Raw genomic sequence first — 17,884 nt, forward strand, 5'->3', positions numbered from 1 at the left:
TAAAAGCTATTTGAACCATAACAGCTTGTTGCTCACGCTTTAAGAATAGATACTGCTTATGAAAAGTATGGTTTACCGGGCTTACAACAATCCTAAGTACGCTAAGATTCTCCAATGGAGTAAGCTTCTTACGGTCACGGGTTCAGCGCAGTTGGTTGTACAGGGTATTGGTCTTATAAGTGGTGTAATTATTATACGCCTTCTTTCTACCCAACAGTATGCGCTATACACCATCGTGAACACCATGCTTGGAACAATGACAGTTCTTACAGATGGAGGGATTAGTTCCGGAGTTATGGCTCAAGGCGGAAAAGTGTGGAATGATCGTCAGAAACTTGGTGCCGTAATGGTAACTGGTTATAACTTAAGGAAGAAATTTGCCATCGGAAGTTTGCTGCTCTCTATTCCATTGATGTATTATATGCTTCTGCACCAAGGTTCAGATTGGTTACAAGCTACAATAATATTTATTTCGCTTATCCCGTCATTTATAGCGGCACTGTCTGACTCATTGCTTGAAACATGTATTAAACTAAAGCAAGACATCACCAGTTTACAAAAAAACCAGATAGCAGTAGCCGCCCTCCGTTTAATTGCTTCAGCCTTTCTATTTGTGACGCCTTGGGCGGCTGCAGCTATTATACTATCTGGTATTCCAAGAATTTGGGGAAACGTTAAACTACGTGTGCTATCTGAAAAATATGTTGATTGGAACCAACCTGTTGATAAAGAAAGCCAGTCAGAAATAATGTCTGTTGTGAAGCGGGTTTTGCCAGGCGCTGTTTATTACTCATTTTCAGGGCAAATTACAACATGGTTAATATCGATATTTGGAAATAATTCGTCTGTAGCACAAATTGGTGCATTAGGTCGTATCACAATCTTGCTAAGCATACTTACAAGTGTGTTCGGTACTATTATCATACCAAGATTTGCAAGATTGGGTAATGATAAAAGGGTTTTGCTTAAAAAGTATTTACAGATATTAATAAGTTTATCAATAATTGGCGTGTTAGTAATTGCCATTGTGTGGTTATTCTCTTCACAGATCCTTTGGGTGCTGGGTAGTAAGTATGCGACCCTTAATAATGAATTAGTTTTATCCATAGTTGGATCAACTTTTAGCCTGATATCAGGTGCAAGCTTTATGCTAACTTCTGGTAGGGGATGGGTATTGAATCCTGTAATTACAATTTCGATAAACATACTCGCCATAATTGCAGGCATATTTTTATTTGATATATCAACCTTGCATGGAATACTGATTTTTAACATTTTTATTTCTGCAGTACAAGCTGTGAGAGCAATAATATATGGTTTTATAGCTATTAGTAATAGCTCAGAGATTGATAAGCCGGTTTACAAATAGTTGTTATCTGCCATGCTACCCGAAAAGACCCTTTTATCTATAATTGTTCCTTGTTACAACTCTGAATTGTATCTGGCGGAGACGCTCGACTCAGTTTTGTCACAAACCTATACTCATTGGGAGTGCATCATTGTTGACGATAAATCTAAAGATGCTTCTGTACAAATAGCTAACAGCTATTGTGAGGCACACCCCGGTAAAATTAGAGTATATAGTAACCATAGTAAAGGTGCTTGCGCCGCCCGTAATATGGGAATTGATTTATCTCATGGATCGTATATAAAATTTTTGGATTCTGACGATGCTTTATTTGATGAGAATGTACTTGGTAGCCAGATAGGCTTTTTGGAGCAGCATAATTATGATATTGTATACGGGGATGAATACTATTACCAAGATACATTCAACGACAGTACACAAATAAAGAAAAGAGGATGCGGAATTAATGATCCTGCATCGTTTTATGAAAACTTTCCAATCACAAGCAATTTTTTGATTAAGCGGAGTAGCTTAAATGGATTAAAGTGGAATGAAAAGCTGAAATCAGGACAAGAGTTCTTTTTATTGTTTCAATGCTTTGCCAGGAATATGGAGTTTGGTTATCAGGCTCTTGCTATTTCCAAAATCAGAGTTCATAACTCCGTACATCGCATTTCCAACAAGTCTAGTAAACAGCATATATCGCAGTTGTTGGACCTGGTCGATGAGATGACAAATGAGATCAAAGCTTTAAAGATTTCGGATAAAGCTTTTTTAAAGCAATACAAGAAACAAATTTTGCTTTCAGTTTTTCAGGCAGTAAAAGCAAAGGAGAATAAAGCCGCTGCTGAGCTCCATGCTTATTTGGATGCGTTTAAAGATATAAGCTTAGATCAACCGGTTTGGATGCTAATTTATCGTTCAAGCAGTATATCATCTAATCTTGCGTATTGGATATATAAAGTATATAGCTATGCCGGAAGACGTTTTAGCTAAAAAGCATAGTGTTTGGATTTATCTACGAAATAGATACGATTATGAAAAGCTTTGTTTCTGAACTAAAACTATATTTAATAAACAGGTGGGTTGCAGGTATGCCAAGCCGGCGTATTAGATTATGGTGCTACCGCAAGATTATGAAATTTGTAATTGGTAAGAATACTACCATTTTTATGGATTGTACATTTGATTGTGGTACATTATTATCGATTGGTGAAAGTTCAGTGATAAACCGGGGTTGTAGGCTTGATCCGCGTGGAGGTATATCTATTGGCAGTAACGTTTCTATATCTAACGGTGTAACAATCTTGACGGCTGATCATGACATGGACAATAACATGGAAGGCCGAAACAGGCAAGTTACTATTGAAGATTACGTATGGATAGGAACGAATGCAATGATTATGCCCGGAGTAAGTGTAGGTACAGGGGCGGTGATTGCAGCCGGTGCAATTGTAACAAAGGATGTGGAGGCATTTAATGTGGTAGCCGGTATTCCTGCAAAAGTAATTAAGAGTCGGGCTCGGGTATCAACTTTCGGATACACAGCGGCATATAATAGGTTGTTTCAGTAGCTTTGATTGACTTAATGTTTAATCGGAAGTTAAAGGCTGATAATGTAATTCATATTGATGGAACGGAAACTTAACATCCTGAATCTTATACGTTTCAAGGTACTCTCTATTAGAGAAGGTCTTAGAAACTCCTATTATCGGTTGTATGGAATGTCCATTGGCGCAAATACAAAAATTGGTACCATAGAGGTAAATTGTCCGGCCAGTGTTGAAATAGGTAATAATTGTGAGGTCAGAGGGCAAACTATATTTTGGGTACAAAATCCGTTTAACATTGAAAACAGAATCACAATAGGAGACAACGTTTTTATTGGCAGAAATGTAGAGTTCAATTGTTGTGCCTCTATTATTATAGGAGATAACTGCTTAATAGCCAGTTCGACGGTGTTTGTTGATTCCTCACATGTGTTTTTTAAAGATCAAATGATCAGGCAGCAACCAACAAAACTTAATAAAATCGTTTTGGATGAAGACGTTTGGGTAGGAACAGGGTGTAAGATATTACATGGAGTTCAGTTAGGAAAAGGTTGTATAATTGGAGCTGGATCAGTTGTAAACAAAACGGTTCCTCCATATGAGATTTGGGCGGGAACGCCGGCTAGAAAGATTGGCGAGAGAAAAACATCAGATATAGTAGTTTAAATATAATTTTTATAAATCCCGGTTTCCAATGCAAGATAAGATTCCAAAAGTGATCCATTATTGTTGGTTCAGTGGTGAAGAGGTTCCTGTTTTTCTTCAAGAATGTATTAATACATGGAAAGAGGTAATGCCTGAATACCAGTTAAGATTATGGGATGCAAACAGCTTTGACTTCAATACTGTGACTTTTGTAAAAGAAGCATTTGAAGCCAAGAAGTGGGCATTTGTAGCGGATTACATTCGGCTGTATGCGCTCTATACCGAAGGGGGAATTTATCTTGATTCTGATGTTAGGGTATTTAAGCCCTTTGATGAGTTCCTGAAGTATAATTTTTTTACATCTCATGAAATTCATCCAGGAAACTTTACAAAGGAGGAGAAAAACAAACTTAGTAAGGAGGGCTTACCTTTTAATAGGGAAGAATATATTTATGGGCTAAATGTTCAAGCGGCTATTATGGGAGGCGCTAAGGGAAACCCCTATCTAAAAGAGTGTCTGGAGTTTTATGATGATAAGCATTTTTTAGGCAAGGATGGTAAACCTCTAAGTAATGATTACATCATTGGTCCGTATATATCAAAAAAGGCAGAAAAGTATGGATACAAGTACAATGATCAAGAGCAACATCTGGAAAATGACATGATCATACTGAAACCTGAGATTTTTGTAGGAAATTCTGTCTTTTTAACCCAAGAGACTTACGCTATACACCTTTGTAATGGTAGTTGGAAAGAAAAGACAAAGTATGAAAAGCTACAGTATTATGTGCGGAATAACTATCCAAACCTTTATCCGATAATAAATTTTGGTAATAAAGCTGTTAGGAAATTAAAGCGAGTATTTAATTAAAAGCAGTTAATACAGTTAGTTTGCAACCTTCGCATAGCTCATTATGAATATTGTTTTTATTTGCGGATCACTTGAACCTGGAAAGGATGGCGTTGGCGATTACACACGCCGGCTTAGTGGCGAACTGATAAAGGAGGGGCATCGTGTAGCTTTAATAAGCTTGTATGATAAGAACACGAGTGGAGTTGTCAAAGAAAAACAATATACGGATGATACAGCCGTGGAAACATTGCGCATATCTGCATTATGTACCTCAGCAAACCGTTGGTCAACAGCCCGGGATTTCCTGAAAGCGGTTAATCCGGAATGTATAAGTTTACAATTTGTTCCCTTTGCTTTTCATGACAGGGGTTTAAATTTCAGTCTGGCTAAAGGTTTACGTAGTATAAATAACAACTACAAGTGGCATATTATGTTTCACGAGCTTTGGGTTGGTATGGAGAAGAATGCTCCCTTTAAAATGAAACTATGGGGTTGGGCACAAAAGCTGTTAATTAAGCAGCTCCTTATAATTTTAAAGCCCGCTGTAATACAAACGCAAATTAATTTATACAAAACTCAGTTAGAAATATTAGGGTATACTTCTGGCTTATTGCCCTTGTTTTCAAATATTCCGGTAGTAAAACATTCGGACAATCAGTTACAATCAGTTACAAAGAGCACTGAAAATCTTATTTTCTTGATATTCGGTAATATACACTACAATTCCGCAATTCAAGATATTGCTGATGAAGCTTTAGAATATGCTAATCAAAATAATTTCTCTGTTGAACTTCGTATTATTGGCAGAACTGGGGCGGAACAAGATGTTTGGAAAAATGCATGGTCAGGCCGAGGTATAAAGGTAACAATATTGGGTGAACAGCCTGCGCATATCATATCCGAACAAATGCAACAAGCGTCAATAGGTATAGCCACTACGCCCTCGCACCTTATTGGAAAAAGCGGTGCTGTTGCAGCTATGCTCGAACATCAGTTACCTGTACTGAACATTGCACGGCCTTGGGAGCCAAATATCGAGATAAGTTTAGAGTTACCCGCCGGTGTAATTAATTACAGAAAGGGAATATTGGGTAAAATGGCCGACATGAACTTAAATTCGGGTTATACTTTAAATGACGTTTCAAAAATGTTTATTAATAGCTTGATTTAAAACTAAGTATGGCAAAGTTTCAGTACTTATGGAAAAATAGGGTTCGGTTCAAAGTTTTTTCTGAACCGTACTTTAAAGCTTGGGCAAAACGATTGTTGTTATTGCCCGAAGTGATAAAGAGAAACAGTTTTCGAAAAAAGTTAATCAGAAATGGCGCGTTGATAAGCGAAACAGCAGAAATAGGTGATGTTAATGTTTCCGGAAAGTTAAGCTTGTTGAATGTTGGTTGTTTTAGCTTCATTGGAAAAGTAAATATTGCCCTGCACGATAAAGTGCAGATTGGCGAAAAGGTGTGTATAAATGATGGAGTAGAAATTTTAACAGCATCACATGATGTTTTAGATCCGGAATGGAAACACACTAAAGGTAAAATTATAATTGAAGATTATGCCTGGATTGGAACAGGCGCAACCATTTTACCAGGAGTTACCATTGGTAGGGGCGCTGTTGTTGGTGCCAAAGCTGTTGTTTCAAAGTCTGTAGCTAAAGGCAGTATTGTCGTTGGTAATCCGGCCAAAGCTCTATCTAAATCGCGGCCTGAAGAGCTGACATATAATCCATGTGAATTTTTAGCGGCCAATAATGCTTGGCTTGTTGGTTAATATATGAAGTTTATCCTTTCTCATCCCACCGGAAATGCAAATGTACGTGCAGTAGCTGAAGGCCTTGCCAAAGCTGGTTTATTGCACCGCTTTCATACCACCATTGCCTCTTTTTCAGGAACATTACTGGATAGTGTTAGCATTGGTCCATTAGCAGAAATTAAACGCCGTCAGTATAATCTAATATTAAAGCCATTCACTAGAACTAATCCATGGATGGAAGTTGCACGGCTTATAGCACCTAAAGTTGGTCTGCATAATTTCATAAAGCATGAGACCGGAAGGTTGTCTGTTGACGCTGTATACCGTAATAATGATAAAAAAGTAGCAGATAGTTTAATCCCTGATTTCAAAGGTGAAAAATTGGGCGTGTATGCTTATGAAGATGGTGCCAAATACACATTTGAAAAGGCCAATCGTTTGGGTATTCCATGTTATTATGATTTGCCTATAGGCTACTGGAAAGCAGCAAGGCGATTATTAAAAGATGAGATTAGCAAATGGCCCGATTGGGAAAGTACGCTGATTGGCTTTCAGGATTCTGACGCTAAGCTTTTACATAAGGATGATGAGTTAAGATTGGCTAGCCAAATCTTTGTAGCAAGTAGTTTCACAGCTAAAACCTTGCAGGATTTTTCAGGAAATCTTGCTCCGGTGACTGTGATACCTTATGGATACCCGCCAGTAGAATCTTCACGTACTTATACTACGTCTTCCCATCCATTACGTGTTTTGTTTGTAGGAGGGCTTTCTCAAAGAAAAGGTATAGCAAACATGTTTGCCGCGGTTGAAAAGTTTGGTAAACATGTTGAGTTAACGGTGGTTGGGCGGAAAGCAAGTAATGATTGTGAGGCATTAGATATCGCGCTGGCTAAACATAAATGGATTCCAAGTCTTCCGCATCATGAGATATTAAAATTAATGCGTCAACACGATGTCCTGCTTTTTCCATCATTGTTTGAGGGGTTTGGTTTGGTAATTACAGAAGCAATGTCGCAGGGAACGCCGGTAATTACAACCGATCGTACTGCAGGTCCGGATTTGATTGAACATGGCCGGAACGGGTGGTTGATAGAAGCATCAAACACAGAAGCAATCGAAGCAGCGATTGAAAACTTATTGCTAAATCCTCATGAAATAGCTAAAAATGGTGCCGAAGCAATGCAGTCGGCTAAATTGCGCCCATGGTCCGTATATGGGCAGGAATTGGCTGTAGCACTTGGTCAACCAAGAAGTATTTAATTATTGTTAACTATAACATATCAATTATTAATGTTTAATAAGAGCAATATGTTTAAAAGCACGGATCCGACTTATTATCCTAAGTTGGGTATCTGGGTGTTTTTTTATCTGCTGATTTTTGAGGGAGCTTTACGCCGATGGGTTCTTCCGGGATTAGCTACGCCATTGCTTTTAGTTAGAGATCCGGTGGCTATTTGGATCATATACAAAGCTTGGGAAAAGAAGCTTATACCAGTAAACGGCTACATTGTTAGTATGGTTATAGTTGGTGTTGTAAGTATGTTTACTGCTGTCTTTTTTGGGCATGGAAACCTGTTTGTTGCACTGTATGGCAGTAGGATATGGTTGTTGTACTTTCCATTAATGTATGTAATAGGCGTTATTTTTACCCGTGAAGATGTCTTGCTTTTTGCTAAAAGGTACATGTGGTTATCTATCCCAATGACGGTACTTATTACCCTGCAATTTTACAGTCCACAAAGTGCCTGGGTAAATCGAGGAGTAGGTGGTAATACAGAAGGAGCCGGTTTCTCTGGCGCTATGGGCTTTTTTAGACCGCCAGGTACATTTTCATTTGCATCAGGGGTTGGCTCATTTTATAGTGCATTAGCAAGTTTTGTTTTTTATTATTGTTTAGATACAAAAAATGTTAATAAAAAGCTTCTTATCGCTTCAATTATAAGTTTATTAATAGCTGTACCTATTTCAATTATCAGGGGCTTATTCTTTCAGGTAGGTGTTACACTTGTATTTATGCTTCTTGCGGCGCTCAGGAAACCTAAGTTAATGGCCAAGGTTGTTCCGGCGTTAATAGCTGGGTTTATGCTGATTATACTTCTGAGTCAGCTACCCTTTTTTCAAACAGCGACCGAAGCATTTACAGAACGATTCACTGTTGCCAATGAGAGTGAAGGAGGCGTTGAAGGCGTTGTTGGCGATAGATATCTTGGAGGTATGATAGCCGCTTTCACAAAAGCTGCCGAACAACCATTTTGGGGTTACGGTTCTGGTATGGGAACCAACGTAGGCGGTACTTTATTAACCGGGAAACAATCATTTTATGGGGTTATAAATGGCGAAATCGAGTGGCAGCGTGTTGTAGGCGAACTCGGTTTACTAATGGGAGTTGTTGTGATATTTATACGAACAGTTATATGCGTGCAGTTTTTTGTCGATTCTTATAATAAGCTAAATGTTAACGACTTTTTACCATGGATGATATTACCATTTTGTTTAACAAATATACCTCAGGGGACCTGGGGAATCCCTACGCCATTGGGATTTGATATTTTGATTGGGGGAGTAATGTTGGCATCATTCAATATTAGAAAAAGAGTAGTTACTAAAGTTGTATATGCTTAAACCAGGGTTAGTCCGATTTTTATTGGCTTCAATAGTTATATGCTACCATTTGTCAGGTGCTATCTACATTGGGAGTATGGCTGTGTATTGTTTTTTTGCCTTAAGTGGCTATTGGGTAACCTATATGTATGAAAAAAAGTATAGTAAATACCAAAAGCCGATAGTTACTTTCTATCTAAGTCGTATTTACCGGCTTTTTCCAGTTTACCTGTTTATTGGCATCCTTACGTTTATCAGCACTCTTCTTTATCATCCGCTTTTCAAAGATAAGATATTGGCCGTTCCAAATATTCATTTTTGGTTTAGTAATGTATTTCTTCTTGGTTATAATCTTTTGCCTTATAAGCCGGTTGTTCCTGCATGGTCCTTGGATCTCGAACTACAGTTTTATCTGCTTTTACCAATACTCTTTGCCTTCACAAAAAAGAAGAAACAATTAGTGGCCGTAATAATAATATCTGCGCTTATAGCCATTACTTCGAGTGCTTTATATCCGGGTGGCATAATATCCAAAACTGTAATTGCCTATCTATTATACTTTATTATCGGCATAGCTATTTACCGATATGAATTCAAATTCTCTCGTAAAGCAGAATTTTGGTCTATAGTAATGTTCATTTCTATTTTTTTAGCTCATTGTTTGTTAGGCTTTACAGACTTTTATAAAGCTATCAAATCTGGTAAGTATTATGAACTTTACTTCAATCAGGTTTTAAGCTTGTTTACAATACCCTTGTTATGTAACAGCTTATATAACAAAAGTGATAACTTGGATCGTACATTGGGAGAAATGTCTTACGTCTTATATCTAACCCATTGGATGTTAATTATTCCTTACAACCACTATATAACCGGAATAACAAAACTACAGCGCTTGCCCTTTAGCTTGGCATATCTACTAATTACTTACACCTTATCATATATCATTTTTAAATATTATGATAAGCCAGTTGATAAGTTACGTAGAAAATGGTTAGAGAAACAACCGTTGGCAGAGCTTTCAAACAATCATCACCGTAGAAATATATGAAAATAGTTTTAATTGGGAATTATCTTCCTGATAAGCAAGAAAGTATGGAGCGTTTTGCTCTGATGCTTGATGATGGATTTAAACGAAACGGTATTGAAACTGTTATCTGGCGGCCAGTTGCATTCTTAGGTTTTAACATTAAAAAAGCGCATAGTGGTATTGGAAAATGGATAGGATATATAGATAAATGGCTGCTTTTTCCATTGGTGATCAGATGGAGAGTATTTAAGGAACTTAATCGTAATAAGGAGGTCTTTTTTCATGTGTGTGATCATTCAAACTCGCCTTATTTAAAACATTTACCTAAGGACCGCAGCGGTATAACCTGTCATGATGTTTTGGCTATCAGGGGCGCATTTGGGCATTCTGATGCGCATAATCCGGCTTCAAGGCTTGGTATCTTTTTGCAAAAATGGATATTGGCTAATCTAAGCGAAGCTAAAAGATTAGCGGCGGTTTCTAAATTATCTTTGGACCAATTGAAGGAGCTATCGACCGATAAGACAGATTTGCACCCTCATTGGCAAGTGATTCATAATGCATTAAATGCTGAGTTCTATCCTATGGATAAAGTGCAAAGAGATGAAATTTTATTGAAGGCAGGAATATCAAAGGACACTCAATTTTTGCTGCATGTAGGGTCCTATATGCCCCGTAAAAATCGTAAGATGTTGTTAGATATGGTTGATAAACTTCAGGATAAGTATACCGGATATATATGTTTTGCCGGGCATGCCGTAGATGCTGAATTGCTTGAACATGCAAAACAGCTTAACCTGCAAAATCGTATAATCTCAGTAACAGGGCCCGATCATGAAACTTTGGTTGCCCTTTACTCTGCTTGTGATGCATTTGTTTTTCCATCATATTCTGAAGGTTTTGGCTGGCCGGTAATAGAAGCCCAGGCCTGTGGCGCTCCGGTAGTTGCCAGTAAATTGGATCCTATGCCGGAAGTAAGTGGTGGAGCTGCGATACATGCTGATCCTTATAACCCACAAGAATTTGCAGATGCTTATATCAAGTTGAATGATCCGTCGGTTAAAGCGGCATTGATTCAAACCGGCTTTGATAACATAAGGCACTTTAGCCTGAATACGATGATCAAATCCTACATAAAGTTATATCAATAGCCAAGTAAGCTTATTAGCATGTTATTAAAGTTACTTACAATGATTCTTCCCTGGCCCTTACGAAGGCGTGCCTTGCAAAGCTGGTTTGGGTTCGAAATTCATTCTACCGCAAAAATTGGTTTGTCATGGGTCTTTCCGGCAAACTTGGTCATGGGGCCAAATACAAAAATAGATCACTTCGTAGTTGCAGTGCATCTTAATCGCATAGTTATGCATGATCATGCCATTATAGGGCGCAGCAACTGGATCACTGGCTTCGAAACGAATTCAACATCTATGCACTTCAAGCATCAGACTGATAGACAGGCCGTTTTAATAATGAAAGAGCATTCGGCGATTACAAAAAAACACCATATTGACTGTACCAGTGCTATCGAAATAGGTAAATTCACAACTGTAGCCGGTTACAACTCTCAGTTATTGACACATTCTATCGATGTATTTGAAAACCGGCAGCACAGTGCCCCAATCACTATTGGAGATTATTGTTTTATAGGAACGAACGTAACTGTGTTAGGTGGGGCAGTATTACCTTCTTTTTGCGTTTTAGGCGCTAAATCCTTATTAAATAAGCCTTTTGAGAGCGAGTGGACTTTGTATGGTGGTGTGCCTGCTAAAGAGTTGAAAAAAATATCCCGTGATGCTAAATATTTTCACAGGCTTGACGGCTTTGTTTATTGATATAAAATTATCAGCATGAAGATCCTTTTTATAGTACCCTCTTATAAGCCGGCTTATATTTATGGCGGACCAATAGTTGTTGTAGCACTTTTGGCTGAGCAATTAGTAAAACTTGGACATGAGGTAAATGTATACACAACTACAGCTAATGGCCAAACAGAGCTAAATCTCGAAGCTGGCAAACCGATTATAGTGGATGGTGTAAATGTTACCTATTTTAAACGTGTAACTAAAGACCATACTCATGCTTCACCGGATTTATGGAAGTTGCTGAACAACACAATAAAAGACTTTGATGTAATTCATATTCATTCATGGTGGAATTTGTTAGTCATAGGAGCTGCATGGGTATGCAAGCGGCATAATATAAAGCCTGTAATCTCGCCGCATGGAATGTTCAGCGATTATATTCTGGAAACTAATAATTCAACTAAAAAGAGATGGATACATAAGTTTATAGGGAAACGCTTGCTTACAAATTCACTTTTGCATGTATCTACAGCAATGGAGTGGAGCGAGTCAAAAAAAATCATTCCTTCTTGGGAGGGTATGGTTATTCCAAACCTGGTAAAGTTGGCCGACAGAAAGTTTACTCGTAAAGTAAATGATGTGTTTACCATTGGCTTTCTATCGCGTATTGACCCCAAAAAAGGAATAGATATCCTGATAAGGGCTTTAAGTAAAGTGAACTTTAAGTATAAGCTTAAGGTTGCTGGTTCAGGAAAACAAGAGTATGTTGAGTCCCTTAAAGGTTTAGCCCGTGAATGTGGAAATGAACATAACATAGAATGGGTGGGTTGGAAAGATACAGAGGCTAAATTTGAATTTTTAGCGGGAGTAGATTTATTTGCGCTAACATCACATAGCGAAAACTTTGCTATAGTGGTTATCGAATCTTTATCCGTTGGTACGCCTGTTATAGTGAGTGATCAGGTTGGGCTCAATGTATATGTCAAAGATAAATCGTACGGATGGGTAACAACCATGGATATTCAAGTAATCGCGGAGCAGTTGAATGTTACAGCGGCGAGCCGAAATAAACTAGCGGAGTTAAACACAACGTTACCTGACCTCATACAAAAAGAATACGAGCCGGGAAATTTAGCCCAGCAATATGTAGGTTTGTACGAGTTTGCTATACAAACCAATAATAAATAATCAACCGCTCAATAACTTAAGACACCAGATCATTGTATATGCATACCGTAAATGCTGAGACATTACAAGCGCTCATTTTAACTAAGAATGAAGAGCCTAATATCAAAAGGGTGCTTGACAAGTTAACTTGGCTCGATAAAGTACTGGTATTGGATAGCTACAGTACAGACAATACCATCAGCATCATGGAATCTTATCCAAATGTTGAGATTGTTTACCGAAAGTTTGACACTTTTGCACAGCAATGCAATTTTGGATTGGATTTAATAGAAGCTAAATGGATATTGAGCTTGGATGCCGATTACGTTTTGACTGATGACTTTATCTCTGAAACTAGGCAGTTCATTTCACTAAATACACCTGAAGTTGCTTATTACACTAAGTTTGAGTTTTTAATTTATGGCAGGCAGTTGTTAAGTAATAATACCACGCCAAGGGCTGTGCTATTTAAAAAAGGCGCAGGTATTTACTTTAATGACGGACATGCACACCGGCTCCAGATTACCGGACCAACAGGTGCTTATAAAGCTCGTATCCTACACGATGATAGAAAATCATTAAGTAGGTGGCTCGGTAATCAGGATGGTTACTCAATTCGTGAATGCCACAAATTGCTTGATGTAACAAATGAAAGCAGGAATTCAGTTCTAAATCGTATTCGTCGTACTAAGACTCTAGCACCGTTTTTTGTGTTCTTTTATTGTTTGTTTGCAAAAGGTTTGATTTTTAGTGGCTGGGCCGGATGGTATTATACCCTGCAAAGAACAATGGTAGAGATGCTGTTTTCATTGCGTTTAATAGAAGAGGAAAAATTTAATGAAAAATCAACCTGAAATGCCAGTAAACGATACTTTGAAAAGCATATCCGGGGTAAAGTTAGGTGAATTCAACTCTAGTGGCTTTAACCGTGGGGCAAGCAAGCTAAAGGAGGTAGTTTGGTATATAATTAAAGTGTTGTTTTTCTTAACTGCTTTGCCATTTCCTAACAGCTTAAAAGTTGCTTTACTAAAATTGTTTGGTGCAAAAGTAGGAAAGGGCTTAGTTATTAAGCCGCGGGTTAATATTCATTTCCCCTGGAAACTTGAGATTGGTGAGCATGTATGGATAGGAGAGGAAGCCTTCATCCTGAATTTTGAAAAGATAGTAATTGGTAATAACGTTTGCATATCGCAGCGGGCATTTTTGTGTGGTGGTAATCATGATTATCGCGACCCCGCTATGCCTTACCGCAATGGGCCAATTACCCTGCAAAACGGGGCTTGGATAGGGGCATGCTGCTTTATTGGTCCTGGTGTAAATATTGGCATTGATACGGTAATTACAGCTACAAGCGTAGTAACTACCAACGCAGGCCCCAATGGCATTTATAGAGGTAACCCGGCCATCTATATTAAGCCTCGCTGGAGTTAGTAAATTGCTCTTTTGTTATTAAATAATTGCATTTATTTAAATTTTATCATCTATAAGTATTTGCTATTAATAATTTGTAATATATAAGCTATATATTTATTTTAGCTGCAATACATTTATCAAATTACTTAAGTCTTTAAAACGTACCGAATAACTACTTTGAATGAAAAAGGAACGAATTCTTTTAATCAGTCATAATTATTCTCCGGAACCTACTGGTATAGGCAAATATAACGGTGAAATGATGGATTGGCTGGCCAAAGCTGGTTATGATTGTACGGTCGTGACAACCTATCCTTATTACCCGTATTGGAAAGTACAGGCGCCTTATAACAGCAACTGGTACAAAAAAGAGGTATTCCTATATCCGGAAAACGGAGGCGCTATAACAGTTTATCGTTGCCCGTTGTACGTACCGAGTAACCCGACTGGGAAAAAGCGTATGTTGCAGGATGTATCATTCTGGACATCCAAGTTTTGGGTGATATTAAAACTCCTTTTCTCATCAAAAAAGTTTGACCTGATCATCACTATTGCGCCTCCATTTCACTTAGCCTACCTTGGCTTAATGTTGAGAGCCCGTAAGGGCGGAAAACTGCTGTATCACATTCAGGATCTCCAGATCGAGGCCGCGCAGGATTTGAACATGATTTCGAATGATAAGCTGTTTGAGCGGTTATACCGGATTGAGAAAGATATACTAACGAAAGCTGATTTTGTAAGTAGTATATCCGATGGCATGATCAGTAAAATTAAAGCCAAAGCTAACCGGGAGGTCATGTTTTTTCCGAACTGGGCTGATACCGGATTCTTTTCGCCAATATCCAATCGGCAGGAATTGAAGCAGCAGTGGGGGTACAAACCAGACGAGCTGGTTTTCCTGTATTCTGGTGCTATAGGTGAAAAGCAAGGATTGGAAGGAATTATTTATGCTGCTGACCTGTTAAAGTCGGAAGATAAAATTAAGTTTGTTATATGTGGTTCAGGTCCTTACAAGGAAAAGCTGATCCAGTTGGCTGAACAAAAACAGCTAAATAACATTAACTTTTTACCCGTTCAGGAAAAAGAAAAGTTTAATGAATTTTTAAATATGGCTGATTTTCACCTCATTTTGCAAAAAGCAAATGCCGGTGATTTGGTTATGCCATCCAAGTTAACTACTATTCTTGCTGTGGGCGGCGTTAGTGTAGTTACCTGTTCGCCGGGAACTACATTGCACAATGTAATTGATAAGTATGATTTAGGTTATATCATTGAGCCTGAAAATGCACAATTATTGGCGGAACGCATTCTTGAAATTAAAGAGGATAAAACGGGTATCGAGAAGAAAAGAGAGCATGCCCGTGAATATGCCTTGCAGTATCTAAATATTGATAATGTAATGAGTAACTTTACTCAATCTATTTTTAACGCTAATCAACACACAAGGTCAGTTGCTGATATATCGCACCAGCTATAAGATTGTGCTGATTGACGGATTGACTATGTATATATAAATTAAACATCTACAGATGAAAAAGAAAGCCTTACTAACCGGAATCACAGGCCAGGACGGTGCCTATCTAACCGAACTATTACTCTCTAAAGGATACGAAGTGCACGGCATCAAGCGCAGAAGCTCTTTGTTTAATACTGATCGTATCGATCACTTGTATCAGGATCCGCATGAAGACAGCCCACAGATGGTGCTGCATTATGGTGATCTGTCGGATTCCACTAACCTGATCCGTATCATTCAGCAGGTACAGCCGGATGAGATCTACAACCTGGGTGCCATGTCGCATGTAAAGGTAAGCTTTGATACGCCTGAATACACGGCTAATGCCGACGGTATCGGTACCCTGCGCCTTTTGGAAGCGATCCGCATTCTGGGCTTAGAGCAAAAGACCCGCATCTACCAGGCATCTACCTCGGAGCTGTATGGTTTGGTACAAGCTGTGCCACAATCTGAAACCACGCCTTTTTACCCGCGCTCACCTTATGCGGTAGCTAAATTATATGCTTACTGGATTACCGTAAACTACCGCGAAGCTTATGGTATGTATGCCTGCAACGGTATATTGTTTAACCATGAGAGTCCTTTAAGAGGCGAAACTTTTGTAACCCGCAAAATCACCCGTGCGGTAGCTAAAATAGCAATGGGCTTACAGGATAAACTGTACCTGGGCAACCTGGATGCGCAACGCGACTGGGGCCATGCCAAAGATTACGTAGAGGCCATGTACCTGATATTGCAGCAGGAAACACCTGAAGACTTTGTGATAGCCACCGGCGTAACCACAAGGGTACGTGAGTTTGTTCGTTTGGCGTTTCTGGAAGTAGGTATCGAAGTGGAGTTTAAAGGTGAAGGCGTTAATGAGAAGGGCTACGTAGTAAGCTGCAACAACCCAGATTATCAGGTAGCTGAAGGTACGGAAGTGGTAGCTGTAGATCCTAAATACTTCAGGCCTACAGAGGTAGATCTGTTGATCGGCGATCCCACCAAATCACAAACCAGGCTGGGCTGGAAACCGAAGTATGACCTAAAAGGTCTGGTTTCGGAAATGGTAGCTGCAGACGTTGAGCTCTTCCAGCGCGAAAAACTGCTGAAAGATTCAGGTTATCAAATTAAAAACCAGTACGAATAAGCTTCCAATGGAAAAAGGAGCGAAAATATATATAGCCGGTCACCGCGGTATGGTGGGATCGGCTATTCACCGTAAATTACAACAGGAAGGGTTTACCAATTTTGTAACCCGTAAATCCGCTGAACTCGACCTTCGTGACCAGCAGCAGGTAGCCGACTTTTTTGCTCATGAAAAACCGGACTACGTTTTCCTGGCAGCTGCTAAAGTAGGAGGTATTGTTGCCAATAACACTTACCGGGCAGAGTTCTTGTATGATAATTTACAGATACAAAATAATGTCATTCATCAGTCTTATATGAATGGTGTCAAAAAGCTGATGTTTTTAGGTTCAAGTTGTATTTATCCTAAAATGGCCCCGCAGCCGCTTAAGGAAGATTACTTGCTTACTGGCCCGCTTGAGCCTACCAATGAACCTTATGCAATTGCAAAAATTGCAGGCATCAAAATGTGCGATGCTTATCGCGATCAGTATGGCTGTAATTTTATATCAGTAATGCCAACTAACCTTTATGGATATAACGACAACTATCATCCGCAGAACTCTCATGTACTGCCGGCTATGATCCGTCGTTTTCATGAAGCTAAGGAGCAGCAGTTGCCATCAGTAACCATCTGGGGAACCGGATCACCTAAGCGAGAGTTTCTGTTTGCAGATGATTTAGCGGCAGCATGTTATTATCTGATGGAAAATTATAATGAACCAGGTTTAGTCAATATTGGCACCGGCGAGGATGTAAGCATTAAGGAGCTGGCAGAGCTGGTTAAACAAACTATTGGTTTTGAAGGAAGTATTGATTTTGATACATCAAAACCGGATGGTACACCACGCAAATTAATGGATGTTTCTAAACTGCATAACCAAGGCTGGAAACATACGATTGAATTACCTGAAGGTATTCAACTGGCTTATCAGGACTTTCTGGAGAAGCACGTAGTAAACACTTAATAAGCAAAGAAGCGAAGAAAAAACATCAAAAAGAACCATGAAAATAGCAGTAGTAGGAACGGGTTACGTAGGCCTGGTAACGGGGACATGTTTAGCCGAGACCGGCAACGAGGTGATATGCGTAGACAT

18 protein-coding genes and 1 pseudogene are annotated in these 17,884 nt (G+C 38.9%); all 19 read left to right on the forward strand.

The annotated features are described in order from the left end of the window. Positions 1-58 precede the first annotated feature (58 nt). Positions 59-1,369, forward strand: a complete 1,311-nt coding sequence (locus tag KHS38_RS18770) for an MATE family efflux transporter (protein WP_213490089.1) — start codon at positions 59-61, stop codon at positions 1,367-1,369. A gap of 12 nt (positions 1,370-1,381) precedes the next feature. After that, complete coding sequence (locus tag KHS38_RS18775; protein ID WP_213490090.1) at positions 1,382-2,344, forward strand: glycosyltransferase family 2 protein; 963 nt, start codon at positions 1,382-1,384, stop codon at positions 2,342-2,344. A 341-nt stretch (positions 2,345-2,685) separates the two neighbouring features. After that, on the forward strand, positions 2,686-2,922 hold the full coding sequence (locus KHS38_RS22550; RefSeq protein ID WP_502887938.1) for a DapH/DapD/GlmU-related protein: 237 nt from the start codon (positions 2,686-2,688) through the stop codon (positions 2,920-2,922). 57 nt (positions 2,923-2,979) lie between these two features. Continuing rightward, positions 2,980-3,564, forward strand: coding sequence for an acyltransferase (locus tag KHS38_RS18785; RefSeq protein WP_213490092.1), 585 nt, complete (start codon positions 2,980-2,982; stop codon positions 3,562-3,564). Positions 3,565-3,586: 22 nt separating this feature from the next. Further along, positions 3,587-4,414: pseudogene (locus KHS38_RS18790) on the forward strand (glycosyltransferase family 32 protein); the annotation flags it as partial. A gap of 43 nt (positions 4,415-4,457) precedes the next feature. After that, a complete protein-coding gene (locus tag KHS38_RS18795) occupies positions 4,458-5,567 on the forward strand; it encodes a glycosyltransferase family protein (protein WP_213490094.1) in 1,110 nt (369 codons plus the stop codon). A gap of 8 nt (positions 5,568-5,575) precedes the next feature. Next, on the forward strand, positions 5,576-6,169 hold the full coding sequence (locus KHS38_RS18800) for an acyltransferase (RefSeq protein ID WP_213490095.1): 594 nt from the start codon (positions 5,576-5,578) through the stop codon (positions 6,167-6,169). A gap of 3 nt (positions 6,170-6,172) precedes the next feature. Then, positions 6,173-7,411, forward strand: coding sequence for a glycosyltransferase family 4 protein (locus KHS38_RS18805; RefSeq protein WP_213490096.1), 1,239 nt, complete (start codon positions 6,173-6,175; stop codon positions 7,409-7,411). 48 nt (positions 7,412-7,459) lie between these two features. Further along, a complete protein-coding gene (locus KHS38_RS18810; protein ID WP_213490097.1) occupies positions 7,460-8,773 on the forward strand; it encodes a hypothetical protein in 1,314 nt (437 codons plus the stop codon). Further along, positions 8,766-9,803 carry an acyltransferase family protein gene (locus KHS38_RS18815; RefSeq protein WP_213490098.1) on the forward strand — a complete coding sequence of 346 codons (1,038 nt, stop codon included), beginning with the start codon at positions 8,766-8,768 and terminating at the stop codon, positions 9,801-9,803. Before KHS38_RS18810 ends, KHS38_RS18815 begins: the two co-directional genes overlap by 8 nt. After that, positions 9,800-10,933: a glycosyltransferase family 4 protein gene (locus KHS38_RS18820; RefSeq protein ID WP_213490099.1), complete on the forward strand. Its 1,134-nt coding sequence runs from the start codon at positions 9,800-9,802 to the stop codon at positions 10,931-10,933. Before KHS38_RS18815 ends, KHS38_RS18820 begins: the two co-directional genes overlap by 4 nt. A gap of 18 nt (positions 10,934-10,951) precedes the next feature. Beyond that, positions 10,952-11,614, forward strand: coding sequence for an acyltransferase (locus KHS38_RS18825; RefSeq protein WP_213490100.1), 663 nt, complete (start codon positions 10,952-10,954; stop codon positions 11,612-11,614). Positions 11,615-11,629: 15 nt separating this feature from the next. Continuing rightward, positions 11,630-12,772, forward strand: a complete 1,143-nt coding sequence (locus KHS38_RS18830; protein ID WP_213490101.1) for an XrtY-associated glycosyltransferase XYAG1 — start codon at positions 11,630-11,632, stop codon at positions 12,770-12,772. A gap of 38 nt (positions 12,773-12,810) precedes the next feature. Further along, a complete protein-coding gene (locus tag KHS38_RS18835) occupies positions 12,811-13,605 on the forward strand; it encodes a glycosyltransferase family 2 protein (protein ID WP_213490102.1) in 795 nt (264 codons plus the stop codon). Beyond that, positions 13,589-14,182 carry a WcaF family extracellular polysaccharide biosynthesis acetyltransferase gene (locus KHS38_RS18840; RefSeq protein WP_249665474.1) on the forward strand — a complete coding sequence of 198 codons (594 nt, stop codon included), beginning with the start codon at positions 13,589-13,591 and terminating at the stop codon, positions 14,180-14,182. Before KHS38_RS18835 ends, KHS38_RS18840 begins: the two co-directional genes overlap by 17 nt. Before the next feature lie 163 nt (positions 14,183-14,345). Further along, a complete protein-coding gene (locus KHS38_RS18845; RefSeq protein ID WP_213490103.1) occupies positions 14,346-15,641 on the forward strand; it encodes a WcaI family glycosyltransferase in 1,296 nt (431 codons plus the stop codon). A 52-nt stretch (positions 15,642-15,693) separates the two neighbouring features. Beyond that, positions 15,694-16,809, forward strand: a complete 1,116-nt coding sequence (gene gmd / locus KHS38_RS18850; RefSeq protein WP_213490104.1) for a GDP-mannose 4,6-dehydratase — start codon at positions 15,694-15,696, stop codon at positions 16,807-16,809. 7 nt (positions 16,810-16,816) lie between these two features. Then, the gene (fcl, locus tag KHS38_RS18855) at positions 16,817-17,755 is read left to right on the forward strand and encodes a GDP-L-fucose synthase (RefSeq protein ID WP_213490105.1); all 939 of its coding nucleotides are present in this window, start codon (positions 16,817-16,819) and stop codon (positions 17,753-17,755) included. Positions 17,756-17,792: 37 nt separating this feature from the next. Beyond that, positions 17,793-17,884 (forward strand): hypothetical protein (locus KHS38_RS18860; protein WP_213489875.1); only part of this gene is annotated, 92 nt, incomplete at its 3' end.

Source organism: Mucilaginibacter sp. Bleaf8, from assembly GCF_018390515.1.
Classification (GTDB): domain Bacteria; phylum Bacteroidota; class Bacteroidia; order Sphingobacteriales; family Sphingobacteriaceae; genus Mucilaginibacter.